Source organism: Streptomyces sp. RLA012, assembly GCF_056270325.1.
In genome coordinates this window covers 8894446-8920554 of record NZ_JBWDPA010000002.1, presented here as the reverse complement: position 1 = coordinate 8920554, position 26109 = coordinate 8894446, and the positions used below count along the sequence as shown (strand labels likewise).

The 26109-nt window shown below is 70.1% G+C and carries 15 protein-coding genes; 6 read left to right on the top strand and 9 right to left on the bottom strand.

What is annotated here, in order from left to right; genetic code table 11:
- The first annotated feature begins 4 nt into the window (after window positions 1-4).
- A complete protein-coding gene (locus tag RV986_RS40785) occupies window positions 5-1228 on the top strand; it encodes an acyl-CoA dehydrogenase family protein (protein WP_475922203.1) in 1224 nt (407 codons plus the stop codon).
- A gap of 84 nt (window positions 1229-1312) precedes the next feature.
- Here RV986_RS40785 and RV986_RS40780 read toward each other — a convergent pair whose 3' ends face one another.
- From RV986_RS40780 to RV986_RS40750, 7 genes are all read right to left on the bottom strand, one after another.
- Window positions 1313-1477 carry a hypothetical protein gene (locus tag RV986_RS40780; protein ID WP_475922202.1) on the bottom strand — a complete coding sequence of 55 codons (165 nt, stop codon included), beginning with the start codon at window positions 1475-1477 and terminating at the stop codon, window positions 1313-1315.
- A gap of 122 nt (window positions 1478-1599) precedes the next feature.
- Window positions 1600-1935 carry a hypothetical protein gene (locus RV986_RS40775; RefSeq protein ID WP_475922201.1) on the bottom strand — a complete coding sequence of 112 codons (336 nt, stop codon included), beginning with the start codon at window positions 1933-1935 and terminating at the stop codon, window positions 1600-1602.
- Window positions 1932-8807, bottom strand: a complete 6876-nt coding sequence (locus RV986_RS40770; RefSeq protein WP_475922200.1) for a polymorphic toxin-type HINT domain-containing protein — start codon at window positions 8805-8807, stop codon at window positions 1932-1934. The genes RV986_RS40775 and RV986_RS40770 overlap by 4 nt, the downstream gene beginning before the upstream one ends.
- Before the next feature lie 143 nt (window positions 8808-8950).
- Entirely contained in the window at window positions 8951-13342 is a 4392-nt protein-coding gene (locus tag RV986_RS40765) for a LamG domain-containing protein (protein ID WP_475922199.1), read from the bottom strand.
- Between the two features lie 231 nt (window positions 13343-13573).
- A complete protein-coding gene (locus RV986_RS40760) occupies window positions 13574-14167 on the bottom strand; it encodes a TetR/AcrR family transcriptional regulator (RefSeq protein WP_475922198.1) in 594 nt (197 codons plus the stop codon).
- Window positions 14168-14215: 48 nt separating this feature from the next.
- Complete coding sequence (locus RV986_RS40755; RefSeq protein ID WP_475922197.1) at window positions 14216-15877, bottom strand: class I adenylate-forming enzyme family protein; 1662 nt, start codon at window positions 15875-15877, stop codon at window positions 14216-14218.
- Entirely contained in the window at window positions 15874-16635 is a 762-nt protein-coding gene (locus RV986_RS40750) for an SDR family oxidoreductase (protein WP_475922196.1), read from the bottom strand. Before RV986_RS40750 ends, RV986_RS40755 begins: the two co-directional genes overlap by 4 nt.
- Before the next feature lie 228 nt (window positions 16636-16863).
- Here RV986_RS40750 and RV986_RS40745 point away from each other — a divergent pair, with 228 nt between their 5' ends.
- Together RV986_RS40745 and RV986_RS40740 are read left to right on the top strand one after the other, a co-directional pair.
- A complete protein-coding gene (locus RV986_RS40745) occupies window positions 16864-18138 on the top strand; it encodes an exo-beta-N-acetylmuramidase NamZ family protein (protein ID WP_475922195.1) in 1275 nt (424 codons plus the stop codon).
- Between the two features lie 84 nt (window positions 18139-18222).
- Window positions 18223-19560 carry a serine-threonine protein kinase gene (locus tag RV986_RS40740; RefSeq protein WP_475922194.1) on the top strand — a complete coding sequence of 446 codons (1338 nt, stop codon included), beginning with the start codon at window positions 18223-18225 and terminating at the stop codon, window positions 19558-19560.
- Between the two features lie 37 nt (window positions 19561-19597).
- Here RV986_RS40740 and RV986_RS40735 read toward each other — a convergent pair whose 3' ends face one another.
- A complete protein-coding gene (locus RV986_RS40735) occupies window positions 19598-22258 on the bottom strand; it encodes a penicillin acylase family protein (RefSeq protein ID WP_475924615.1) in 2661 nt (886 codons plus the stop codon).
- Between the two features lie 463 nt (window positions 22259-22721).
- Between RV986_RS40735 and RV986_RS40730 the strand changes: the two genes are divergently transcribed.
- From RV986_RS40730 to RV986_RS40720, 3 genes are all read left to right on the top strand, one after another.
- Window positions 22722-23324, top strand: a complete 603-nt coding sequence (locus RV986_RS40730) for a hypothetical protein (protein WP_475922193.1) — start codon at window positions 22722-22724, stop codon at window positions 23322-23324.
- Between the two features lie 159 nt (window positions 23325-23483).
- Window positions 23484-24212, top strand: coding sequence for a 3-keto-5-aminohexanoate cleavage protein (locus tag RV986_RS40725; RefSeq protein ID WP_475922192.1), 729 nt, complete (start codon window positions 23484-23486; stop codon window positions 24210-24212).
- Window positions 24213-24352: 140 nt separating this feature from the next.
- Window positions 24353-25420 (top strand): RNA ligase (ATP), encoded by a 1068-nt coding sequence (locus RV986_RS40720; protein WP_475922191.1) that lies wholly within the window; start codon window positions 24353-24355, stop codon window positions 25418-25420.
- Between the two features lie 81 nt (window positions 25421-25501).
- Here RV986_RS40720 and soxR read toward each other — a convergent pair whose 3' ends face one another.
- Entirely contained in the window at window positions 25502-26020 is a 519-nt protein-coding gene (soxR, locus tag RV986_RS40715; protein WP_475922190.1) for a redox-sensitive transcriptional activator SoxR, read from the bottom strand.
- Window positions 26021-26109: the final 89 nt, after the last annotated feature.

Genomic DNA, 26109 nt, shown 5'->3' with positions numbered 1-26109 from the left:
CGCAATGGACTTCGCATTCGACGCGCACACCGAGGAACTGCGCGGGAAGCTGCTCGCCTTCATGGACGAGTACGTCTACCCGGCGGAGGCGGTGGCGGAGGAGCAGCGCGCCCGGCTGGCCTCGCCGTGGGACACACCCGCCGTGGTCGGGGAGTTGAAGGCCGAGGCGCGCAGGCAGGGCCTGTGGAACCTCTTCCTGCCCGACGCGGAGTACGGCGCCGGGCTCACCAACCTCCAGTACGCGCCGCTCGCCGAGATCACCGGCCGCAGCCCGCACCTGGCGCCCACCGCACTGAACTGCGCGGCGCCGGACACCGGAAACATGGAGGTGCTCACACAGTTCGCCGACGAGCAGCAGAAGAAGCAGTGGCTGGAGCCGCTGCTCGCGGGCGAGATCCGCTCGGCGTTCGCGATGACCGAGCCGGAGGTGGCCTCCTCCGACGCCACCAACATCACCACGCGCATCGAGCGGTCCTCCGACGGCTCCGCCGAGTACGTCATCACCGGCCGCAAGTGGTACATCTCCGGGGCGATGAACCCGGACTGCAAGATCTTCATCGTGATGGGCAAGACCGACCCGGACGGGCCCGACATCCGCCGCCAGCAGTCCATGGTCCTGGTCCCGCGCGACACCCCGGGTCTCGAAGTCCGGCGCGCCATGCAGGTGTACGGCTACGAGGACCACTCCCACGGCGGGCACGCGGAGGTCGTCTTCGACCAGGTCCGCGTCCCCGTGAGCAACCTCATCGGCGAGGAGGGCGGCGGCTTCGCCATCGCCCAGGCGCGGCTCGGCCCCGGCCGCATCCACCACTGCATGCGGCTGATCGGGATGGCCGAGCGGGCGATCGAGCTGATGTGCCGGCGTGCGGTGTCCCGCACGGCGTTCGGCAAGCCGCTCGCTCAGCAGGGTGTGGTCCAGAACTGGATCGCGGACGCGCGCGTCGCCGTCGAGCAGCTCCGTCTGCTGGTCCTGAAGACGGCCTGGATGATGGACACGGTCGGCAACAAGGGCGCCCACACCGAGATCCAGGCCATCAAGATCGCCACTCCGCGCGCGGTCGTGGACATTCTCGACAAGGCGGTCCAGCTGCACGGCGCGGGCGGTGTCAGCCAGGACTTCCCGTTGGCGGAGCTGTGGGCGAGCGCGCGTACGTTGAAGCTCGCGGACGGCCCGGACGAGGTCCACCAGCGGTCGCTGGCCCGCCAGGAGATCAAGAAGTACCTGTAAGTACCTGTAGAACGGACTGGAGTGGGGAAGGCCCCGGCGTCGCCGCCGGGGCCTTCCCCACTCCTTACGCCTTCACGGGGCTACTCACGCGGGCGAGCCACCCGCCTCAAGGAACTGCCGGTAGACGAGGTCCAGCAGCGCCGCGTACGCGTGTTGCGAACGAGCGATCTCCCGACCGCCCCCCGTGGCGACCTCACCGAGCCGGTCGATCCGTTGCATGAGCTCCGCGAGAACGTCGACCGGCGCCACAGCATGTAGGAGTCCATGAAACTCAGCGTCTTCTGCTGCCTTCCCAGCGCGCATCGGAAAACAGCCCAGAAGCCCCACCAGAACAAACGTTGGTGGGGGTTCCGGGCTGTCACACGAACTTGTCAGGAAGAAGCCCCATCCCCCGCTATCGAGCGCAAAGCACCCTCGATCGCATTACGGAGGTGTCGCCGCGCTTCGCCGGCGTCAGCCTTCCCCACGAGAATCGAAAGCAGTTCGGGATCCGGATAGCCGCTCGTCCCTTCGTCTTTCATTGCCAACACCTGCACCCAGATGACAATCATCATCTCGTTGCATGCCTCGGCCTGCCGCATCCCCTCGCGAGCTTCCAGCGTGAAGCACTCTCGTGCAGAGATTGCCAGTCGATGCCCCAAGGCCAGCAGAAACGTCTCCTTGGAGTCCGATGCCAGAGCCGAGAGAACGTGTTGACGAACGCTCATCCCCCCAGATCCCACCATTCCTCCTCGGTCTTCGGGCTACTACTACCGTAGGACTCACGGGGCAACGAGTCCACGTCATACCCTCTGGATCGCAGTACATAGACTCTTGTATTGCCGTTCATGACCAAACCATCTTCCCCCACGATCAAAGCCTCATGCTGACCCGGCCTCAGCGAAGCGACAATATCGTCGGTCGACTTCTTGCTCCAATGGTCAATCGAGGCCTTATTACTCCTTTCCAACGTCTCGTTGGAATGCAAAGGCCGCAGAGGAGGATCGCAGGAGGAATTGTGTACGAGGACTGGAGTGTTTCCTGCCAGCACATAGTACGTATGGACATCGGCGACCGTGACGTTGTGGACCGTGGCCAGTTCGGTCCAGCGGTGGACCGCGGTGATCCGGACCTCGGTGCCCGTGGAGGTGCTCAGCCATTCGCCCGCGGCGAGGTCGGTGGCGTCGATCCACCTGGCGAGTTCCGGGACCCAGAACGGGTGGCCGTCGGTGGCAGTCACCGAGACGGTCCGCTTGCCGTCCTTCGCGTTCTTCGCGTTCTTCGCGTTCTTCGCGTCGTCCACGGACAGGGTGATCCTGACCAGGTGCTTCAGGCCGTTGCCCGTGATCTCCGCGGTGACCGTCCTGGCCTCGGTGCGGCCGGTCTTCGGGTCGGTGGCCAGGACCTTGTCGCCGGTCCTGATCTCCTCGATGGGCTTGGTCGTGCCGTCGGCCATGAGGACTTCGGTGCCGGGGACGAAGCTGTTGCAGGGGCGTGGACGCTCCGCACCCGCGGCTCCGCCGATGTACGCCAGCAGGGCCTCATTGATGATGCCCTCGATGACCTTGCCCCGCGCCACCTCCTTGGCCTCGTCCGCACACTGCTCGGCGTTGTAGATGCAGTAGGTGGCCGCGATCTCCTTGGCCGTCGCGGCATCGGCGTCGTCGCCCTTGTCCAGCACGTAGAGGTAGGCCTGACGGCATCCCTCACGCCCGAAGCAGGCAGACCCCTTCGTCGAGGACTCGTAGACGGGGTTGTCCCAGAAGTCGTCCGTGAACTCCCCGTCCATCATGCTGGCCCAGTAGTTCTGCAGCTTGTCGACGTCGTTCGTGACGGGGGTGTTCTGGGCTGTCCAAGCCCTCTTCGCCGCCTGGGAGCGCTTGTAGATGTTGCCGCGGTGGTAGTCGGACGTGCCGGTCTTCGCGTCGTAGCCGACTTCCTGCTGCTCGTGCTTGCTGCAGTACTTGACGTCGTACTGGCAGGAGTTGGGCTTGGAGCCGATCTCCGTGCCGGCCGGGTCGGAGTAGGTCAGCGGGTTGTTGTTGGCGTAGGTGTAGCCGTGCATCTGCTGCGGGTCGGTGGCCGTGAAGACCGGGTCGACCGACAGGAAGCGTCCCGTGGCCTGGTCGTACTCGCGGGCCCCCAGGTGGGTGAGGCCCGTCGCGGTGTCCGCGGTACCGCCGACGAAGCCCTTGGTGCCGGGCCAGCTCGTGGGCTCGGTGCCGCGCAGCTCGCCGAAGGGCTCGGTGCGGCGCTGGCTGAGGGCCTGCGTGGTGGCGTCGACGGACAGCTGGGCGGTGCCGTGGTGGTCGGCCAGGGTGAAGGAGATCGTGCCGTCGTCCTTCTGGACGGCCTGGTGGCCGCCGCCGAGGTCGAAGTAACGGGTGCCCTTGGCCGTCGTGGCGTCCTTCGCCAGCGTGATCTCGGTGGTGCCGAGGTAGAGGGTGGTCTCGGTCGGGGTGCGGCCGATCAGACGGCTGCCGTCGGCGTCGTACAGGTACTCGGTGACCTTGGCGCTGCCGCCCTCCACCGGCTGGGTGACCTTGGCGAGATGGCCCTCGGCGTCCCAGTCCAGGGTCTGGGAGGTGCCGCTGCCGAGCAGTCGGGTGTGGGTGTCGCCGATGTCGTCGTAGGTGAAGCTGTCCGTGGACTTGACCGTCCCGGTGGTGGTGTCCACCGAGGCCAGCTTGTGGGAGCCCGGCTTCGGGTAGTGGTAGTCGCGCTGCGTGTCCGACCCGCCCGTGACGCTGTGGTCGGTCTCGCTGAGCCGGTTGCCGACGACGTCGTAGCTGTACGAGTCCCAGTACGGGGCCGGACCGCCCAGCACGCCCGTGCCGGGGGTGGTCGCGCAGGCCGTGGTGGACTGCGCCCACGCCTCGGTCAGGCGACCCAGGTAGTCGTAGTCGAAGCACTGGTTGTCGGTGCCGGAGCGGGAGGTGTCCGAGACGGACAGGACGTTGCCCGCCTCGTCGTACTTGTAGGTGTTGTACTGGTCGACGCCCGCGATGTCCTGGCGCTCCACCCGTGAGGTGGCCAGCCGCTGGGTGCCCCACTGGTAGGTGTTGGTCTCGATCGTCGCCTTGCCGCTGTTCGCGGCGAAGGAGTACTGCAGCGGCTTGCCCGTGGGGCTGTAGGACGTCGAGCCGGTCAGGTTCAGCGGGCCGCTGACCTTGATGGGCCGCAGCGTGCCGTCCTCATAGGTGTAGGCCGAGGTGTTGGCCGCCAGGGAACCCGCCTTGGGGTAGCCGACGCCCTGCACCGTGCCCGAGGCGTTGTACGTGGTCGCCGACAGATAGGTGCCCTGCAGCGCGCCCTCGATCGACGGGATCGTCACCGAGGTGCGCAGCGGCCGGTACAGCCGGTCGTAGGCGACGACGCTCGTCTTGTACTCCTGGGTGCCGACATAGCGCGAGCTGGACGCGAGGTGACCCTTGGCGCCGCTGATCGTGTCGTAGACCCACTTGGCGCGCAGGGCGCCGGTCGAGGAGGTGTCGCGCAGTTCGGTCTGGCGGCCCTGGCCGTCGTAGACGTGGGCGAGGACGGTACCGCGGGCGTCCTTGGTGGTGATGGGCAGATCGCGGTCGTCGTACTCGTTGTGGGTGGCCCCCCTGTCGGGGTCGGTGCTGTCGGTGAGCCGGCCGAGCAGGTCGAACGTCCAGGTCCAGGCATTGCCGGCCGGGTCGGTGACCCTGGTCAGGTCACCGCGCGGCGAGTAGCCGTACGAGGTGGTGTCGTAGGCGGCCTCGGCGGCGCGCGCGTGGAGCTCGCGGATCTCGGTGGTGTTGCCCCGCGAGTCGTTGAGGGTGGTGGTCGCGGTGCCGCCCACCGGCGGGATGACCGTGGTGCGGTCGCCGCCGTAGAGGGTCTTCGTGACACCGAGGACCGCTCCGCCGTCACCGTTGCCTGCGACCTGCCGAAGCTCCGTCTGGCGACCCTGGCCGTCGTAGGTGTACCAGTTCTGGGTCTCCACGCTCAGCGCGTCGTCCAGCTTGAACAGCGTCGTGGAGGGCGCGGTGGTGTCGGTGTAGTAGGGGGCGAACTCCTTGGTGGTCAGGCCGCGTTCGTCGTAGAACGTGTCCGTGAGGAGGGTGCCGCCGCCCGGCCCCGGCGCCTGGGTCTGGCGCGGCCGCAGGAAGCCGTCGTACAGCACGTACGAGGTGTCCTGGGCGCCGCTGTTGCCGATGGTCTTCGTGCCGACCGCGACCGGTTTGCCGTCGGTGATGGTGTACGTGAACTCGTAGCTCGGGGTCTGGCTGGTGGTCCGGTCCGGGAGCCACACCTTGCTGTTGCGCCCCAGCGCGTCGTACGCGTACGTGGTGGCCTTGCCGTTGGTGTCGGTCTGGGTCAGCGGCAGGCCGCGCAGTGGGTCGAAGGTCTCCGTGGTGGTCGTCGAGGTCGTGGCGTCGCCCGGCGTGACGGGAGGTGCGGTGACCGTGGAGCCGGTGGGGAAGCCCGTGGTCGGGTTGTACGCCGTGGCGGTGGTGCGCCCGTCGCTGCGGGCGGTCCGTGTGAGCGTTCCGGCCGAGGTGACGGTGACGTCGGCGGTCAGGTCGGTGGAGGTGAGGATTCGCCCGTACGTGTCGTAGGCCGAGCCGGACTCGATGTAGACCGCGGTGCTGCCGTTGTACTTCTTGAGCTTGGCGACCCGGGTGGCGTCGCCCTTGGTGGCCGCCGCGTCGTAGGCGCCGCCGTCGTAGGCCGTGCGGACGTCGGAGACGACGTCGGCCGGGCGGCTGGTGGCGGCGGCGCACGCCTTGGCCACCGTCTCGACGCGCACCGGGGTGTTGAGGACGGCGCTGCCGGCGACGTAGGTGGTGCGGGTGCACTGGTCGTCGGCGGTGGTGCTGGTGTCGCCGGCGTCATCGGTCTGGGTGACCAGGCCGGTCGCGGGGTCGAAGGTGTCGGAGGTGGAGGTGGTCCGCCAGGCGGCGCCCGCCCCGTCGTCCAGGGAGGTCCAGGTCCTGCCGTTCTCGGTGCCGCTGAAGTCGGCGGTGACGGTGCCCCAGTCACGGACCTTCTTCGCGGTCTCCTTGTGCCAGGGCCGGCTCACCGTCTTGGAGAGCACCTTGCCGCCGGGTCCGGAGTAGTTGACGGTCCTGTAGGCGAACCCGGCCGCCGAGGAGTGGTCCGTGATCGGGTCGCCCTCCCCGGAGCCCAGGGTGACGCTGACGTCCTTGGTCCCGCCGCTGGTGGTCTTGCGGTCACCGTCCATGCCGCGCAGGAAGTAGGTGTCGGTCTGCGACTTCATGGCCGGGGCGCCGCCCTGGCCGCCCGTGCGGACCCGTACGTGGCCGTAGCCGCGCCAGTCGGACCAGGTCTTGAACTTCTCCTTGGTCATTCCGTCGGCGTCGTCGTAGTGCCAGGCCGCGCCGTCCAGGTAGTCGTACATGGTGACCTGGTCGGGGGCGCCGCCGGTGCGGTCCGTGGAGGTGACCGTGTTCACCACGTACTTGTTGAACCACTGCCGCTCGGGGTCGACGGTGGAGCTGCCGCCGATGTACTGGGGGAAGCAGCGGGTGGTGTTGGTCTCCGGGGTGGGCAGCGCGTCCGCGTCGCACGCCGGGGCCGAGTAGCCGACGTCGATCTGGCCGCCGGACTCGTCGGCGACACCGGAGAGCCTGGCCTTGATGAAGGGGGCCCAGCCGTCGCCGGTCTTGTCCAGCCGGTTGGCGAGCTGGGCGTAGGCGAAGGTGACCTTCGGCAGGGTGATCGAGGCTGTGCCGTCGTGTCCGGTGCGCTGGATGGAGTCGAGCAGCAGCTGGTAGTCGATGTCGGCCTGGCCCCAGCGGTGGGTGAGCTTCCAGTCGTCGACCTGGCTGTAGGCGCCGGAGACCAGGACCTCGGTGCTGACGCCGGTCAGCCGCTTGCGGGTGAAGAACGTCGGGGAGTACCGGCCGTCGTCACAGTCGGTGCCCGCCTCGCAGTTCAGGTCCCACGGGGTGTCGTACCAGTGGAACGAGTCGCCGGCGATGGAGGAGCAGGTGGTGGTGCTGTCGGGGATGCAGCGCTCGGAGCTGGTGAAGTCGACCTTGGCGAGTGCCTTCGACGAGTACACGGCGGAGGACTTCAGGCCGTACTCGATCCGGTCCAGGGTGCCGCCGCGGACGTAGGGGGTGTCGTCGGCCGCCTTGAGGTTGCGGCCGTAGGAGTTGGTCTCCTTGTCGTAGTAGTAGGCGACGGCGTTGCCGTGGGTGTCCACGACGTAGTCCAGGTTCCACCGCCAGCCCTGCTGGCACCAGGAGTCCGCGAAGGCGGCGGCGTGGCAGGGTTCGTCGGTGTCGTCACCGTAGACGGGGGTGGTCCAGGTGGAGTCGGTGGTCTCGTTGCCGCTCGCCCAGCCGGGCAGCCGGTTGTAGCCGAAGTAGTACTGCGTTCCGTCGGGCGTGGTGACGCGCCAGTACTCGTCGTTGCGGGCGCCGTTGGAGCGGACGTCGCCGGTGGTGCCGTAGATCCGGTCGACCTTGGTTCCGTCGTCGTTCTTCAGCTTCCAGGAGTTGGTGCCGTTCGGCACCAACTCGCCGCCGGAGCCGTTCAGTTGCAGTACGGCGTTGTCGTAGCCCCAGCACAGGTCACCGGGCTCGTTGCCGTCGGCGTTCTTGACGTCGTCGTCGGAACAGCCCTTGTAGCGGCGCTCGATGTACCCCGGCGACAGGTCGAAGCCGTCGCCGACCCAGGAGGACTGGTTGTTGGTGTTGCCGGTACGGCCGTCGACGCCGCCGGAGGAGTACGACAGCGAGAGGTTCGGGGTGAGCCCGCCCGGGACCTGGGGCACCGCCATGGGGTACGACCAGGCGAAGGAGCCGCTGTTGAGGTCGGTGCTCCAGTTGGCGGAGGCGGACAGGGAGGTGGCCTTGTAGTCGCCCAGACCGCTGCCGGAGTCGGCGACCGCCGCGAGCACGGTGGCCGAGGACGCGCTGAGGGTGACCGCGTTCGCGGTCAGGGTCCGGGTCTCGGGGTCGTTGACCGTCTCGACCGGCTCGGCGGTGCGGCACTGCGCCTTCTGCGGGGTGCTCAGCACACAGGCGGGCAGTTCGACCAGCCGCAGCCGGTCGGCGTAACCGCCGCCGTACGCACCGGCGAAGGACGAGTAGTCCAGCCCGGCACGGACCTGACCGGCGTCCTTCGGGCTCCCGGCGCGCAGCGTGAAGACGGGCCCGTTCAGACCGGCCTTCTTGGCGAACGCGCGGTCCAGGACGCGCGCGCCGACCGTGCCGGTGGCCGCGTCCTTGGCGCCCTTGACCCGCGCGTCCAGCGTCAGGGGCAGTCCCTTGACCCGGGGCACGGACTTCGCCGTCGCGGTCCCGGTCCCGGCTGTCGACAGGTTCACCGTCGCCGCACCGGGCTTCGGCCAGGCGGTGGCCGGCGGTTCCTGCGGGGTGCGGGGGGTCTTCATCACCTTGCGCGGAACGGCCTTGCCCGCGGGGCCTCCGGCGAGTGACTTCTCGGCGGCGGGCAGCGCCGGCCAGTGCCAGCCCTCGGCGAGCGCCGGGGCGGCGGCCCCCTGGAGCAGGGTCGCGGTCATCACCGAGGCCGTGACCAGGGCGATCTTTCGTCGTGGTGAGCGGAACGGGCGCAGAAGTCTGCGTACTTCGGGTCTCATGGTCATCCCTCGTAGTCCCCTGGGCGCTGCAACGGGTGCCGCGGGCACGGCGGCACCGCGGGGTGTGAAGAGCGAACGCGTCCCCGCGACGCCCGATCCCTCGGGAGGGTTCGGGCGTCGCGGGGACGGTGGATGGACGGGAATCAGTCGTCGCTGGGCACGGCGGTCACCACGCCCGGCATACCGACGGCGAGGTGGCTGATCTGCGCGTCGGTCAGCGCTCCCTGGAAGGTCCACAGGTCCGACACGGCGCCCGGGAAGTACTCGCCCCAGGTGCTGGTGCCGGTCCTGGTGCGTCCGAGCTGGAGGTTCTGCGCGGTCTTGAACGTCACGACGTTCTCGCCGGACGAATCGATGTCCGTGCAGCCCGCCACGTCCGGTTCACCGTCCTCGTCCGCGTCGGCGCAGGCCACGTCCTGCAGTTCGCCGTTGACATAGAGCCGCAGGTCGCGGGCGAATCCGTCGTAGACGACCGCCAGGTGGGTCCACTCCTGGACGCTGAAGAACTGTCCGTTCTCCACCTGGGTGGCGGTGGCGGCCGCGCTGTCGGTGTCGGCGGTCTCGATGCGCCAGCGTCCCGGGTCGGTGTCCGTGGAGCCGGGCACGTACCGGACCGCGAACGCGCTCTTGGTGGCGCCGGGCGCGCTGAGCAGGGTGACGTTCCCGGTGGGCTGGGCAGCGGCCTGGACGAAGGCGCTGACCGTGAAGCTGGAACTGGTGTCGACCGTCGGGACGCCGGTCGCGGTGGCCGCGTAGTCGTCCACGCCGTCCAGCGTCAGACCGCCGTCCACCCAGCCGGAGCCGGTCGCGGCGCCGTTGTAGAGGGTCATGCCCGCGCCGGTCGCGGAGTCGTCCGGGGTGACCTGCGGGCTTCCGGTGGCCGTCGCGAACTTCCAGCGGGCGCCGACCAGCGGACGCTGCTTGAACAGCTGCTTCACCTCGTCGCCGGAGATGGCCCGGTCGTACAGGCGTACGTCGTCCGTGTCGCCCTTGAGCGGGCTGCTCACCGCGCCGGCCGCGGTGAGCCCGCTGCCGATGGAGACCGGTCCCCCGGAGGACCAGCGGGCGGTGAAGGCCGTACTGGCCTCAAGGACGCCGTTGACGTAGAGGAGGAGCTTGCCGGCGTCGGCGTCGTAGACGCCCACCACCTGGTTCCACTCGCCGAACCGGCCGGCCGCGCAGTTGACGTTGGCGGCGCAGGCGGTCTGCGTGGCGCGCACCAGGACCGAGTCCGCGGTGTCGCCCTCGGGCCGGTCGAAGACCCAGCCGCCCAGCGCCGAGGAGTGGTAGATCTCGAAGCTCCGCCGGACGGAGCCGAGTTGGGACACGGCGACCATGGCCTTGGCTTCCTTGTCCTTGGGCAGCCGCACCCACGCCGAGACCGCGAAGCTCTGGTAGGTGTCCAGGACCGGGCGGCCGGTGGTGGCGTAGTCGTCCACGCCGTCGAACGACAGGGCACGTCCGTTCACGCCGGTGGTTCCGGCCTTGGCCCCGCCCTTGAGCACGGCGTCGGTGAGCTGACCGCGGCCGGTCACGGCGGTGGCGCCGGCGGTCTCGTCCAGCGGCCAGACCAGCTTGGCGGGCCGGCCGGTGTCGACCGGCTGCTTGGCCGCGAGCTTGGTCACCTGCGCGTCCGTGAGCTGGTAGTCGAAGAGCTGGACCTCGTCGAGGGAGCCGGGGAAGTAGTCGGCGAGCGTGCCGTAGTGGTTGGCCGCGCCCAGGATGGTGCCGCCCCGGGCGTCCCAGGGAGTGGTGAACGGGGCGGTGCCGACGAGCTTGCCGCCCACGTACAGCTTGATCTGGTCGTTGGGGTTGTCGTAGACCCCGACCAGGTTGGTCCACCCGCCGAGCCGGGCCGTGGTGCACGCGGTGTCACCGGCGGCGCAGGCGGGCTGGACCGCCCGCGCGGCCGCTCCCCCGGAGGAGGCGTCGTCGGTGTGCCGCAGGAACACCCAGCCGCCCAGCGCCGAGGAGTAGTAGAACTCGAAGCCGCTGTGGTTCTGGCCGGGCTGGGACAGCGCGACGCTCGGGTGGCCCGGGTCGGTGCCGGGCAGCTTGGCCCACAGCGACACCGAGAAGCTCTTGCCGGTGTTGAGCACCGGGGAGTCGGTGGCTGCGTAGTCGTCCGTGCCGTCGAACGACAGGGCGGATCCGGAGGTTCCCGCCGCGCCGGGGGTGGCACCGTGGAGATCGGCCGGCCAGTCGCCGCCCGCTCCGGTCGCGGCGCTCGCCCCCGCGTTCTCGTCCATCTGCCAGGCCAGCCGCTCGGGTTGGCCGGAGCGTACCCGGAAGGTGTACGTGGTGGGTTCGGAGCCGTTGCCGGCCGCGTCGAAGGCCTGCGCGGTGATGAAGTTGACGCCCGGCTTGGTCGGCATGAACGTGATCGTCTTGACGCCGCCGCCGGTGGTGGTCAGGGTGTTGGCGCTGCTGGGCGCCGTGTTGACGCCGAACCAGTACTTGGTCACGTCGGTGGAGGTGGTGTCGACGGAGAAGGTGCCGTACCGCCCGACGCCGTCCCACCAGGGGTCGTTCGGGTCCTCGGGGTCGGACGCGCCGTACTGGGCGGAGTTGATCACCGGCCCGACGGGCACGCTGGTGTCGTACATGAAGTGGCAGCCGTGGGAGCCGGTGTAGCTCCAGGCGGACCACTGGGCGCTGTCGTAGGAGCGGACGTGCCATTCGACGTGCTTGTTCTTGGGGATGCTGCTGGGCAGCGGCAGCGAGAAGTCCGAGCCGCTCTTCTTGCTGGTGGTCCTGGCGGAGGTCCAGTGGGCCTTCCAGCCGGCGCCGTCACCCGCGTCCCAGGACGCCTGGAACTGCACGGAGACCGCGTCCCCGTCGGGGTCCTTGACGTCGTTGGCGCGGATCGTCGCCGCGGAGCGGATGCGCACCATCTTGTCGGCGGCCACGCACGGGCCGCCCGGGCTCATGGTGAGCTGGGAGAGGGTGATCTTGCTCGGCGCGCGGTTGTACCGCACCCGCAGGTAGGCGTCGTCCGAGAACCGCTTCCAGGTGTAGCGGTCGTCCTCGTCGGTGGCCCGCATCCCGAGGGTGATGGTCGACCACTTCTTGGCCGCGGCGTTGGCGACGGCGTCCTTCACGTCGAACTCCGCGTCGGCGGCGGCGCAGCCGTCGGCGCCGTAGGCGAAGCTGACCGTCCTGAGGCGGTCGATCCAGAAGTCGGAGTTGTTCTGGCTGTTCCAGGTGGTGGAGGACGAGATGCCCTTCGTCCGCCAGAGCTGGACCTCGCGCTTCTCGCAGGAGGCCGCGTGGGTCTCCCTGACGACGAACTCCGCGGACAGGATCGTCCGTCCCGCGAACTTCGTGGTCGGGATCTGGTAGAAGAGCCGCTTCACGTCGTACGGGGCGCAGTAGTCCCAGCCGCAGTAGCCGAGGCCCGCGTCGGACTCGTCGTTGAACTTCCACTGCGGGGAGCCCGCCCAGTACCGGGACACCATGGTCCAGGCGGTGGCCTTGGGCGTGTACCACTGCGGGTCGATGTAGACGGGGTAGACGGTGTCGGAGCCGGTCAGCAGCTCCTTGTCCGGGGTGAGGACGAGTGCGTCCCCGCCTTCCCCGCCGTCGGCGACGTCGACGCCGACCTGCTCGACCCGGCCGGATTCGGCGGCGGTCGGCTCGTCGTCGGCCGCCGCGGTGGGCTCGTCCGTGGCGGCGGTCACCGTCCGGGCGGGGCCGTCGGCGAGGGCCGTCGTGACGGACGACGCCGTCCGCGCTCCGGTCGTCCGCGCCGCCGCGGGGTCGGCGGTCTTGGCGGTCTGCGCGTTCTCGGCGCCCGTGCTGGAGTCCCACATCACCGGGGTCGGCGCCTCGAAGACGACGCCGCCCGCTCCCTTGTCGACGGCCTGGAGGCCGCCGCTCGCGGTCTCGTCGACCGCCATCCCCTCGGCGTTCAGCTTCAACCGCAGCTCGGCGAGTTCCTTGCTCTGCGCGGCCTCGGCCGACTTGACCACGAGGAGCTGTGTGAAGCCGTCGGGCCGTGCCGCCAGGCGCAGGTCCACGCCGGGCAGGATGTCGGCGTAGAGGGCCGTGTCGCCGTCCAGCCGCGGCGCGGGCACGTCACCGGGCCAGGTCAGTTCGAGCGTCCGGCCGGCCCGCTCCAGGCGCACCAGCGGCCGGTCCGCACCGCCTGCGGAGAACTCCAGCCCGACGGTGGCGGCCTTGGGCGCGACCATGCCGCCGTCGGCCTTGGCCAGCGCGGTGTCGATCGGCTGCCATGTGCCGTTGATCCGGGTCCGTACGGCGCGCAGGTACTCCCGCGCCTCCAGGTCGCCCTCGGGGGTGGCGTACACATCGCTGCTCTCGCCACGCAGCGAGGCCACTTCGACGCTCTTGCCCGATCGTTTCGCCGCCGCGATCGCCTCCTCCTCGGAGGCCGCGGAGGTGACGGTGTCGCCCGTGGCGCCACTCGTGCCGCCGCCCTCCTCGGACGACGAGGCCTTCGCAGCCGCCGTTGCGGACTGCGGGCCGGCGACCGCCGCCGCAGGGAGCGCTCCCACCTGCAGCAGCCCCGCCATCAGGGCGACTCCTAGACCGAGTGCGACCCTCCGGCCGGCTCTCGGGTGTTTTCTGGCACCACAGAACATCCGATGACGCTCCCCCCGCTTTGACATGATCAAATCACAGCGGGGAAAAGTTACGGGCGGGTAGTGGCCCAACGGTGAACGATATCCATCGGAATGATGAACTCCGGGGAGCCGACGGCCCCTTGCCCGTCGGGTGTACCCGTCGGCCGTATCCGTCGGCCGTCAGGGACGCAGCGCGCGCAGCAGCAGGTCCGCGAGGTGGTCGGCGACCTGCTGCGGGGTGAGCGGGCCGTCCGGGCGGTACCAGGTCGACAGGTGGTGCACGGAGCCGAAGTGGTAGTCGACGACCAGGTCGGCCGGGGTGGCGGTGGAGAAGACGCCCTTCTTCTGGCCCTCTTCCACGAGTGCCCGGAAGCGCTCGTGGTAGCGGCGGCGCTCGGCGCGCACCTGCTTGTCCTTCTCGGGACTGAGGTGGTGCATGGAACGGAAGAAGATCGCCGCGTCGTCCAGGTTGTCGATCGTGGTGACGACGACATCGGCGGCGGCACCCCGCAGCCGCTCCTCGACGGGCGCCTCGGCGTCCGCGAAGGCGTCGAGGCGCTCCTGCTGCAGGCGCAGCACACGGGCGTACACCTCGTGCAGGAGGTCGTCCTTGGAGCCGAAGTAGTGGTACAGCGCGCCCTTGGTGACGCCCGCCGCCTCGACGATCTCCTGCACGGAGGTGCGGTCGTAGCCCTGCTCGGCGAAGAGCCGGGTGGCGGCGGCCAAGAGCCGCTGCGGGACGGGCGTGCCGTCTCCGTCCGTCGTCCTGGGCACTGCCGCCACCTGCCTTCCGAAGAGTTGTCCGCTGTTACCGGGAGTCTGTCACTGAGAGTCCTGGGACCGGGAACGCAGTTCCCGACGGAGGATCTTGCCAGTCGCCGTCTTCGGCAGGTCCGGCAGGATCTCCACGTGCCGCGGATATTTGTAGGCGGCCAGTCTCTCCTTGCAGTACGCGGCGAGCGCGTCCGGGTCCTCGTCGGCGCCCGGCCGCAGGCTGATGTACGCCTTCACGGTCTCGCCGCGGTAGCCGTCGGGGATGCCGACGACGGCCGCCTCACGGACCGCGGGGTGGGTGTAGAGCACGTCCTCGACCTCGCGGGGCCACACCTTGAAGCCGGACGCGTTGATCATGTCCTTCTTGCGGTCGACGACGTAGAGCCAGCCCTCGGGGTCCATGAACCCGATGTCGCCGGTGCGCAGCTCACCGTCGGGGAAGGTCTCGGCGGTGGCGTCGGGGCGGCGCCAGTAGCCGGGCACGACCTGCGGCCCGCGTACGAGGATCTCGCCCTGTTCGCCGAAGGGCACCTCCTTGCCCTGGTCGTCGACGATGCGTACGACGGTGTCGGGGCCCGGCACTCCGACGGCCAGCGTGCCCGAGACCGGGTCGACGGGAGCCTCCAGGCGCGGCGGCACGGAGGCGCAGGGGGCGGTGCACTCGGTGAGCCCGTAGCCGTTGCGGATGTAGGGCCCGAAGCCGGCCCGGAACTTCTCCACCAGGGCGGGCGGCAGCGGGGCCCCGCCGGAGGAGATGTTCACGAAGGAGGAGAAGTGGTCCGGCGTCGCCGCCGGGTGCGCGGCCAGGGCCATGAAGGCGGTCGACGGGCCCACCGTGTACAGGGGCCGGTGCTCGGCGAACGCGTCGAGGACGACCCCCGCCTCGAAGCGGTAGGCGAGGACGAGCGTGCCCGCGCTGTTGAGGCAGGCGGCGAGCTGGCAGACCATTCCGGTGATGTGGAACAGGGGCGCCATCGCGAAGTAGACCGGGGCCTCGGGCAGCCCGAGGCCCGTCCGCTGCCGCTCGGCGTTGTACATGATGTTGCCGTGCGTGTTGGTGGCCCCCTTGGGGGCGCCGCTCGTCCCGGAGGTGTAGCTGATCAGCGCGATGTCGGAGGGCACGGCGTCGCGCCCTTCGGGGGCCTTGTGGCCCTCCTTGGCGACCGCCACCAGATCGGCCGCGTCCGCGGCCTGCGGCAGCCGCTCGAAGGTCAGCACGCGCGCGTCCCCGCGAGTCTGGAAATCCAACTCACTCGCGGTGAGGACGACGCTCACGGCCGAGTCGGCCGCCGTCTCGCGCAGGTACGACTCCCACGCGCGGTCGGAGCACACCAGGGCGCGTACGTCCGCGTCGTGCAGGACGTGACGGACCTCGCCCGACTTGTACATCGGGTTGACCGGCACGACGATGGCGCCCGCCTTCCAGGCGCCGAGCAGCGCGAGCACGAAGTGCGGGGAGTTCTGCAGCAGGATCGCGACCCGGTCGCCGCGCTCCAGACCGCGGGCGGCGAGGTGCCCGGCGACGGAGTCGCTCAGCTCGTCCACCTCGCGGTAGCTCAGCCGCCCGTCGAAGTAGGCGAGCGCGGCGCGCTCCGGGGTGTCCGCCGCGGCTGCGCGCAGGGCGTGGACCAGGGAGTCGGCGGGGCTGACGGGGCCGCTCTGGGCGTCGTCGAGGAGGGCCACCCAGGGCCGGTCGGCGTAGGCGGTCACCGGGTCGCCTCCCACTTCTGCTGGATGTGGTTCATGTTCGTCAGCCAGCGGTCCGGCTCCGTGGCCCGCGCCCGGTAGTACTCGGCGACCTCCGGGTGCGGCAGGATCAGGAAGCGGTCCTCCGCGATCCCCGCGAACAGCGCGTCCGCGACGGCCTCCGGTTCGATGGCGGTCGGCTGGAGGACCAGGTCGCCCGCGCTGCCGGTGGCGTCGAGCATGTCGGTGCGCACGCCCTGCGGACAGATCGCGTGCACCTTCAGGCCGCGGTGGCGGTATGTCAGCGACAGCCACTCGGCGAAGGCGTACGCGCCGTGCTTGGTGACGCTGTAGGGCGCGGCGCCGATCATGGTGAGCAGTCCGGCGGCGGAGACGGTGGACACGAACCGGCCGCTGCCGCGCTCCAGCCAGGCCGGAAGCAGCTCCTGGGCCGCCCGCACATGCGCCATCACGTTGACGTCCCAGGCGAGCTCCCAGACCTTCTCCCCGGCCGACTCGCTGCCGCCGGAGCCGAGGCCCGCGTTGGCGCAGTAGACGTCGATGGTGCCCCCGAGGGCATCCTGGGCCTCGGCCACGATCGTGGACGCGTCGCCGGGAACCGCGATCGCTCCGATCTCCTCGGCCACGGCCTTCGTCCTGGCGGCGTCCAGGTCGTTGACGACGACCCTGGCCCCCTCGGCGACGAAGCGGCGGGCCAGCGCGGCCCCGATCCCGCCCCCCGCTCCGGTGACGACCACTCCCGCATCCTGCACGGCTTCCACCCTCGGTCTCCTTCGACACGACGCGACACAACACGGCTCAGCTGCGGACCAGACTAACCGGTCGGTATGTAACAGGGGAAGGCCCTTCGAAACCCGCCGGCCCGCAGGAGCGCCCCTTCAGGGGCGCGGGGAACTGCGCGACAAGCCACGAAACGCCCGCAGCTTCCGAACGGTCGGCGGGAGCCTTACCGTGCCCATGCCCGCCTTCCGCGATCACGGAGGTCCCCCATGCGCGTATCCCGAAGAGCCTTGATCACCACCACCGCCGCAGCCGGCCTCACGGCAACCCTCACCGCCCCCGCCGCGGAAACCCACGGCACCCCCCTCCGCACCGGCTTCGAGCAGCTCCAGGCGACCGGCTACGCCGCCCTCCGCGGCCGACGGCTGGGCATCGTCACCAACCCCACGGGCGTCACCAGTGGGGGCCCCGCCCGCTCGAGCGAAGCCGAGAGTGGGGGAGTACGTCACATCGTGGACGTCATGCATGCCGACCCCCACGTCGACCTGGCGGCCGTCTTCGGTCCGGAACACGGCTTCCGCGGCACCGCGCAGGCGGGCGGCTCCGAGGGCCGCTACGACGACCCGGCGACGGGACTGCCCGTCTACGACACGTACCTGAAGAGCGGTCGGCCGCTCGCCGACATCTTCACCGCCTCCGGCGTGGACACCGTCGTCTTCGACATCCAGGACGTGGGCGCGCGCTTCTACACGTACATCTGGACGCTGTACGACTGCATGGAGGCGGCCCAGCTGGCGGGCAGGCGCTTCGTGGTGCTCGACCGCCCGAACCCGGTGACCGGGCGGACGGCCCTGGGGCCCGTGCTGCACAAGGAGTTCGCGACCTTCGTCGGACGGCAGCCGATCGCGCAGGCGCACGGGATGACGGTGGCGGAGCTGGCGCGGCTGTTCAACAAGGAGTTCCTGGCGGCCCCGGTGGAACTGGACACCGTACTGATGTCGGGCTGGCAACGGTCGGACTTCTACGACGCCTCCGGGCTGCCCTGGGTGCCGCCGAGCCCGAACATGCCGACGGCCGACACCGCCCTCGTGTACTCCGGGACCTGTCTCTTCGAGGGGACGAACCTGTCGGAGGGGCGGGGCACGACCCATCCCTTCGAACTGCTCGGCGCGGAGGGCGTCGACGGACGATGGGCGCTCGAAGCGAACCGGCTCGGCCTCCCCGGCGTGCGCTTCCGGGAGGCGTACTTCGCCCCGACCTTCTCCAAGTTCCAGGGAAAGACGATCGGCGGCGTACAGATCCATGTGCACGACCGGGCCGCGTACGACCCCGTCCGCACCGGCATCGCGCTCCTGGTGACCGCCAAGAAGGTCTGGAGCGGCTTCACTTGGCGCTCCGACCTCTGGATCGACAAGCTGACCGGTTCCACGCGTGTGCGCACGATGATCGACGCGGGCGCGACGGCCGACGAGGTCGTGGCGGCCTGGCAGGACGAGCTGCGGGCCTTCCGGCTGATGCGGAAGGAACATCTCCTCTACGGATGAGTCGTGATGTATGGCCAACCCTCGGCCCCGGTAGGACGATGCGTCCACATCGCACCGCCTTCGGGGGACGAGGGGGCTTTTGCCATGGCGGATCCGACAGTCAGTGTTTCTCCTTACTGGGAACTGACCTTCGACGCGGACGGGGACGTGGACGGCCGGGAGAGAGACCGGCTGCTCGCGGAGGTCGTCCGGCGCAAGGTGCGCGACCTGATCGTCTTCGCGCACGGCTGGAACAACGACCGGTCCGGCGCGACCCGGCTCTACAGCCAGTTCTTCGCACCCGTGCCGGGCCTCGCGCCGCAGGCGCGCCTGGGGTACGTGGGCGTGGTGTGGCCCTCGATGCGGTTCTCGGACGAGCCGATCCCCGACCTCCCGCCGTCGGTGGCCGCCGAGGTCTCCACCGACCTCTCCGGGGCCGCGGGGCCGGCCCTCGACAAGAACACCCGGCAGGCGCTCCTGGAGGTGTTCCCGGGCCGTGCGACGGTGGTCGAGCAGATCGCCCGCCTGCTGGACCAGCGGCCCGACGAGGGCCCTTCACTGGAGGAGTTCGGCCGTCTCGTACAGCTGCTGGTCGAGGTGGCGCCGCAGAGCCCGCAGGCCGCGTTCGCGGCGGACACGCTCACGGCGGGATCGCCCGAGGGCGCCCCGCAGACGCTCTTCGGGGACACGGCCACGGTCTGCGGCGAGTTCGCCCAGGCACTGGCCGGGACGCATGCTCCCGGCGAGGCCTCGTTCGCGCTGCCGCGGCTGTGGGACGGGGCACGCGAGCTGCTGCGCCAGGCCACGTACTACGCCATGAAACGGCGCGCGGGGACGGTCGGCGAGCGCGGACTCGGGCCCGCGATCGGACAGCTGGCGAGCGCCGCGCCCGGCGTGCGGGTGCATCTGGTCGGACACAGCTTCGGCGCCCGGCTGGTCTCCTTCGCCCTGCGCGGACTGCCCGAGGGAGTGGGCACGGTGAAGTCCGTGACGCTGCTCCAGGGCGCCTTCTCGCACTACGCGTTCGCGGCCCGGCTGCCCGACGACGCACGGGCGAGCGGCGCCCTGCGCGGCCTGCAGAGCCGCATCGACGGCCCCTTGGTGTGCTGCTACTCCCACTTCGACTCGGCGCTCGGCACCGTCTATCCGCTGGCCTCGAAGATGGCGGGCGACGACCGGTCGGTCCTGGGCGTCGACCTGAACCCCGGGCACCTCCTGGGTGCCAGGTGGGGCGCGATGGGCCATGACGGGGTGCAGGCGGTGCCGGGCACGAAGACGCTCACGCTCGCCGACGCGCTGCGCGCGAAGCTGCCGGTGTCGGGGTGCGTGAACGTCGACGCGTGCGCGGTGGTGAAACGCGGTGGGCCCCCGTCGGGAGCCCACAGCGACATCTGCCACCGGGAACTGGCCCAGGTGGTGCTGGCGGCGGGTCGCGTGCAATGACCCGCCGCCGCAGGGAAGTGGCCGGCGTGCTCCGGGGTCACCGGTGCGACGTGTACTCCACCACCTGCTGATAGGTCGGCCGGTTCTGCCAGGTCATCTTGCCGTGCTTGATGCCGCCCAGCGCCCGGTGGACGATCGAGTCGGCGCACCACTGGTCGCCCGCCGAGCACTGGTCGTCGCCGGGGTAGACCTGGGCGGCGGTCAGGCCGGCCGCCGTCTTGAGGGTGCTGATCAGGGTGTCCCGGCAGGCGCTGAGGCTGCCGGCGCCGCAGTACTTCTGCGCCAGTCCGCCCTGCACCGACTCACCGAGCACCGCCCTGATGTCCTTGTCGACATAGCTCCACCAGCCGTACTGGAAGGAACTTCCGGCGTGCGCGCCGGTCGGGCCGTGCGCGGCCGACGGCGACTCGTCGATCGGGAGGTTGTTGGTCATGGCGGTGTACAGGTCGGTGCCGAGGCCCGGCTGGAACTCGGCCTTCACCAGCAGCGGCCACCAGGCGTCCAGGATGCGGATCGCGTCGGCGTTGGCATAGGCCTTCGAACCGGCCGAGGTCTCCTTGCGCTTGGCGCCGGCCGTCACCCAGTCGGACAGCTTGGTCACGGCCGCCGCGGCCGTGGTGTCGGTCACCGTGGAGCTGTTGACGACCTTCAGCAGCTTCGGCAGCACGTCCTCGGCCCGGAGATCGGCGAGCGCCGCGTCGGCCATGGCCTTCACCAGCGCCGTTCTGGTCACCCCGCCCGCGGCGACCAGCTTCTTCACCCGGTCCTCCAGGAGGGTGCCGCGGTGCACGGAGCCGTCACCCCAGGGGGCCGTGGTGTAGTCCTTGGCCTGTTTGTTGTTCCAGGAGATGTAGTAGTCCTGGTCGATGGAGTTGGGGTGGGCGGACGCCGGCGTGTACGAGGCGGTGTTGGTGGTCGGGTTCCAGTTCTGCCACTCGTACGCGGCCTGCGCCCAGACCGGGAACTCGGCGTCGACACCGCTCGCCCGCACCGGGTTGTCGCCGCTGTTGTAGTACGCGGTGTGCGAGGAGTCGGCGTAGAACCAGTTGAAGGTGTAGTTGATGTGCTGCACCGCGCTCTGGAACGTCTGCGGGCTCTTCACGTAGTCCGGGTCGTTCAGCATCTGGAAGCCGATGATCGAGTCGGCCTCGTGCATGTAGGAGGAGCGCAGGGTGGTGTACGCGACCTTCTTGCCGCCGACCGTCGCGCGGTACTCCACGGGGCCGTACTTGGTCCGGTAGACCTGCATGCGGTACGAGCCGGCCGCGGTGCCGTCGGCCGTGGTCGGCTTCCAGGAGTTGGTCTGCTCGATCTTGTCCATGGCCGTGCAGGTGCCGTGGTAGAGGTAGTGGTAGTCGTCCTGGCACAGCTCGACGGCGTACGTGTCGATGATGTCCTGGCCGGAGGTCGTCGCGCTCCAGGAGTAGTCCTGGCCGCGGCCGAGTTCGACGTACATGCTCAAGCCCGCGAAGGAGGCGCCGCGGGCGCTGATGCCCGGGCCCTGGATCTCCTGGAGCAGCAGCAACTGTGGCGCGAAGTAGCCGGTCTGCGGTCCGAAGACGGCGATCGGGTGGCCGCTGGCGGTGTATTTGCCGCTCACCACGAGGGCGTTGGACATACCGCGCTTGGCCGAGGTGAGGCTGGTCGCGGCCGCCGTGGTGGAGGCGCTGGTTGCCGTGGCGGTGGCCGCGCTGCCGGTGCGGTCGTAGACCAGTGGCTCCTGGGTCACCGAGCCGGTGTCGGGCAGCGCCTCGCCCTGGGCGGTGTCGGGCTTCGTGGCGTACGGGAAGCTCTCGCCGTTGTGGACGGTGAGCGTGGCCTCGGGGTCGTTGCGCTCGCGGAAGGACTCCCAGACCTTGGTGCCCTCGGTGACGCCGTACTTGGACTGGGCGGCCAGCAGCGAGATGGCGTTGTTGACCTCGCCGCCGCCTCCCGAGCCGAACAGCGCGCCGATGACGGAGGCCAGCGCCACCAGGTCGGTGATCTTGAAGTGCTGGATGGTGCCGGCGTTGGTGATGGAGTCCTTCCAGCCGGTCAGGACGTACTCACCGGGGAAGTAGCGGCCGCTGTCGGAGGCGTCGATGTAGGAGTTGATGCCGTCGAGGTAGGCGTTGGCGTCGGCGAGGGCCTGCTGGCCGCGGGCCCCGTTGTTCGCGATGGCGTTGTCGATCTGGGTCTGCAGATCGGCCTCGCTGTAGGGCGCGGTGCGCCAGAACTCCTGCTCAAGGCCCTGGTTGGAGGCGGCGCCGCCGGCGAAGGGGGTCAGCTGACCGCGGCCGACGTGCCGGAAGACGTCCATCAGCCACAGCCGGTCCTGGGCGGCGGCGTACCCGGCGCCGTACTCGGTGCCGTAGCGGGTGGTGCCGGTGATGTGCGGCACACCGGTCTTCTTGTCGCGGACGATCGTCACGTCGGTCCGGCCGCCGGGCTTCGTGGTCGAGGCGACCTGGTCGGAGGCGACTCCGAAGGACGCGTCGTTGAAGAAGTCGTTGATCTTGGCGTCGGTGAGCGTGGAGTAGCCCGAGGCCAGGTTGTTGTACGGGCCGAGCTGGTCCTCGGCGTGGCTGGGCTGGATGCCGAAGGCCTGGTTGAGGAGGATCTCGGCGAGGGTGGCGTTGCCGTTCTGGCCGGGCGGGAGGATGTCGGAACACTGGCTGCCGCCGTCGTTGGCGGACAGCAGCCGGCTATGAGGGCGCAGATGGGTGGGTCAGCGGGGACAGCAGAGCGGCTATGAGGGCGCAGATGGATGCCGCCCCCAGGAACTTGGTGAATCTGCGGGGAGTTCTCAGTCTGTCGGGTGTGGTGCGTGGGGTGCGCCGAGGCATGGGCTGCTCCTACCGACGGGGGTGGGGCCGGACGTTACCGCCGGTATCCCCGAGTTTGAAGATGAACATGCGTCAACTTTTCAAGGATCACGGGGTTGTTCGGGGATCACCGGCCGGTGCGGAGCCGTGACACCCCGGCCCATCCACAGCCGTTTCGACAGGTGACCGACAGGGAGGGGAGGTAGTCCGGAGGGGGTTCGAACGGTGACTGATGGCGCTCATCGGAAATTGGATGGAGCCGAATCGCGTGTCGATACGTCTACTCGGCGACGTCCTTACGACGACGACGCCGAAGTGACCGAAGTACAGGTGCAGGTGTGACGGAGGTGCAGGGCGATGGCCGGGTTCCGGAGTCTGGCGAGACAGGTGCGAGATCCGAGGAGTGATCTGGCACTGCGGCGCTATTCACTGCGCAAGTGCCTTGAAAGGTTCGCCCCTTACGGGCATCGGGCGACCTGGGACCATCTGTGCTCCCGGGCCGGATTCGATCCCGAGGACCGCTCCCCCGATCCTGCGCGGCTCGTGGCCGCACTGGACGAGCTGGAGGAGGCCCGCTCCGTCTGGCTCGCCTACGAGGTCGAGTTCGCCGAGCGTCGCAAGAAGGAGAAGCACGACGGGCTGCGCCGGCCGGGCAGTGTGGACGACTGGCACCGGCTGACCTGGGGCGGTTTCGGCGTCGCCTGGTGCGACGATCCGCGGATCCACCCGCACGCATCACTGGCCGAGGTGCTGCGCCGGCTGATCGCCGCGCTGGAGCGCGAGCCGGGGGCGGTCTGCCCGGTCTGCGCCGGTGAGCGCCTCACATGGAAGTACGACCTGGCCCACGAACCCTCGACGGGCCCCGTCTGCACGAGCTGCGGAATTGTCGTCCCGCGGCCCGTCCTCACGCCCGAGGCACTGGCGGAGGCCAGGCGCGGGCGACTGCTGGTCTCGGTGTGAGCGCTCGGCCGGATTGAGCGGCGGCGGCCGGGTTGAGCGGCGGCCGGGGTCGAGCGGCCGCGGCCGGGTACGGGAACTGCGGGTGAGTCGTCGGCCGCGGGTGGTTCGTGGCCGGGCGCGCAGTTCCCCGCGCTCCCTTTGGGGCGCACCCTCGGAGGCATGGTGCAGGTGTGTGTGAACGGAGCCCGGGGAGCCGGTGACGGTGTCGGAGTGCCGATGTCTCCCGGGGACATGGCCCGGTCCGTGGTCGAGGCCGTCGCGTCCGGGGCGTCGGATGTCCATGTCCACCCCAAGACCCCCTGCGGCCGGGACACCTTGTCGCCGAGGGTGGTCACGGCGACCCTGGAGGCGATACGGACACGGGTGGACGTCCCGGTCGGCGTGACCACCGGCGTGTGGGCCGAACCCGATCCCGCCGCCCGCGTGCGGCGGGTCCGTTCCTGGACCGTGCTGCCCGACCACGCCTCGGTCAACTGGCACGAGCCGGGCGCCGAGGAGCTCGCCGGGGCACTCCTCGACCGCGGGATCGGCGTGGAGGCGGGCATCTGGTCCGGCACGGACGGCGCCGCCCGGTTCGCGAGGTCACCGCTGGGTCCGCGCGTACTGCGCGTACTGGCCGAGGTGACGGACACCTCCCCAAAGACGGCCGAGAGGTCGGCCCACGCGCTCCTCACCGCGCTCGGCACCGCCCACGGACGCCCCGTCCTGCTGCACGGCGAGGAGGGCGGCACCTGGCCGGTCCTGAGACTCGCGGGGCGGTTGGGGCTCGCGACCCGGATCGGCCTTGAGGACACATTGGTCCTGCCGGACGGGACGCGGGCGGAGTCCAACGGCCGGCTGGTGGCGGAGGGGTTGGTCCAGTACCACGCGGCCCGGCGCTCGCCCTAGGGCGGGACGCCCTGCCACCGGGCTTGCCCGAACGTTCGACGCTACCAGCCGCAAATCCGCTCGCTCCACTCCTTTCCCCTCGGGACAGTTGGGGGTGATGAATCCCAGCTGAGGTACCCCGTGGAACCCGAGGAGTCCCGATGTCGACGCTGCGCGTCACCGCCGAAGTGCTGACGATCCATGAGCATCCGAACGCCGACGCGCTCGAACTGGCCCAGGTGGGCCTGTACCGGGCCGTCGTCGCCAAGGGCGCCTATCGCACCGGCGAGAGTGCCGTCTACATCCCGGAGCAGTCCGTGCTCCCCACCGGGCTCATCGAGGAGCTGGGCCTGACCGGGCGCCTCGCGGGCAGCGCCTCGGACCGGGTCAGGGCCGTACGTCTGCGCGGTGAGCTGTCGCAGGGAATCGTGTGCCGCCCGAAGGCGCTGGCGCACATCGACCTGGCGCGGGCCGCGGCGGACGGCACCGACTTCGCCGAGGCGCTCGGCATCGTCAAATGGGTGCCGCCGATCCCGCCCACCATGAGCGGCGCGGTCGAGTCCGCGTCCGATCTGCTGCCCTGGGTGGACATCGAGAACATCCAGCGCTACCCGGACATCTTCGCGCCGGGCGAGCCCGTCGTGCTGACGGAGAAGCTGCACGGCTCGGCCTGCCTGCTGACGTATGCGGCGGACGGGGCGCGTGTGCGCGTCTCCTCCAAGGGCTTCGGCGCCAAGTTCCTCGCCCTCACCGAGGATCCGCGCAATCTGTACTGGCGCGCCGTCCACGGCCACGGCGTCGCGGCAGCGGCGGCCCGGCTCGCCGAGCGGCTCGGCGCACGCCGGGTCGGCATCTTCGGGGAGGTGTACGGGGCGGGCGTACAGGACCTGTCGTACGGTGCCGACGGCCGCCGGGAGACCCTCGGCTATGCCGTGTTCGACGTGTCCGCGGAGATCGACGGCGAGGTCCGCTGGCTGGACGCGGCGGCGCTGCTGAACGGCGAACTGCCGCTGGTACCACGGCTGTACGAGGGCCCGTACGACATCGGTCGCGTCCTGGAGACCGCCTCCGGCCGGGAGACCGTCTCCGGGCGCGCGCTGCATCTGCGCGAGGGCGTGGTGATCCGGCCCGCCACCGAGCGGTACAGCCCCGTGACCGGCGGCCGGGCCATCGCCAAGGCGGTCAGCCCGGCGTATCTGACGCGCAAGGGCGGCACGGAGTACGAGTAGAGCGCCGCGGGTGACGGATTACACGGCATGCGCATACGAGTACGCGGGCTCCCTCCGCCGCTCCGAGTGCTGTTCCTGCTCCTAGCACTGCCCCTGCTCCGGTTCCGGCTCCTGTTCCGGCTCCTGCGCCTTCTGGCGCACGGAGGTGCGCTCGACCATGAGCCGGGAGCCGGTCAGGCGCTCACCGAAGACGTCGTCCGGGTTGGACAGTACGCAGTTCTCCAGGGACAGACACCCGCACCCGATGCAGTCGGTCAGGTGATCCCGCAGCCTGCCCAACTGCCTGATGCGCTCGTCGAGTTCGGAACGCCAGGTCTGCGACAGCCGGGCCCAGTCCTCGCGGGTCGGGGTGCGCTCCTCGGGGAGTTCGGCGAGCGCGTCGCGGATGGTGGCGAGCGGGATGCCGACGCGTTGCGCGGCCCGGACGAAGGCGACGCGGCGCAGCGCGTCGCGGTGGTAGCGGCGCTGGTTTCCGGTGGTGCGACGGCTGCTGATCAGGCCCTTGGACTCGTAGAAGTGCAGTGCGGAGACGGCGGCGCCGCTACGGGCCGACAACTGGCCGACGGTCAGCTCGTGGATCTTCTCAGGGATCTGGGGCACCCCTCCAACCCTACCCAGTTCGTCACACGTCCGGTCCGTTGACATGCGCCCCGCATCCGACCATGCTAAGCAGTTGCTTAGACATGGCG

Excerpts from the sequence above, each read along its gene's own strand:
- RV986_RS40785 (WP_475922203.1), top strand. The coding sequence starts at position 5 with ATGGACTTCGCATTCGACGCGCACACCGAGGAACTGCGCGGGAAGCTG.
- RV986_RS40775 (WP_475922201.1), bottom strand. The coding sequence starts at position 1,935 with ATGAGCGTTCGTCAACACGTTCTCTCGGCTCTGGCATCGGACTCCAAG.
- RV986_RS40770 (WP_475922200.1), bottom strand. The coding sequence starts at position 8,807 with ATGAGACCCGAAGTACGCAGACTTCTGCGCCCGTTCCGCTCACCACGA.
- RV986_RS40765 (WP_475922199.1), bottom strand. The coding sequence starts at position 13,342 with ATGGCGGGGCTGCTGCAGGTGGGAGCGCTCCCTGCGGCGGCGGTCGCC.
- RV986_RS40745 (WP_475922195.1), top strand. The coding sequence starts at position 16,864 with ATGCGCGTATCCCGAAGAGCCTTGATCACCACCACCGCCGCAGCCGGC.
- RV986_RS40740 (WP_475922194.1), top strand. The coding sequence starts at position 18,223 with ATGGCGGATCCGACAGTCAGTGTTTCTCCTTACTGGGAACTGACCTTC.
- RV986_RS40730 (WP_475922193.1), top strand. The coding sequence starts at position 22,722 with ATGGCCGGGTTCCGGAGTCTGGCGAGACAGGTGCGAGATCCGAGGAGT.
- RV986_RS40725 (WP_475922192.1), top strand. The coding sequence starts at position 23,484 with ATGGTGCAGGTGTGTGTGAACGGAGCCCGGGGAGCCGGTGACGGTGTC.
- RV986_RS40720 (WP_475922191.1), top strand. The coding sequence starts at position 24,353 with ATGTCGACGCTGCGCGTCACCGCCGAAGTGCTGACGATCCATGAGCAT.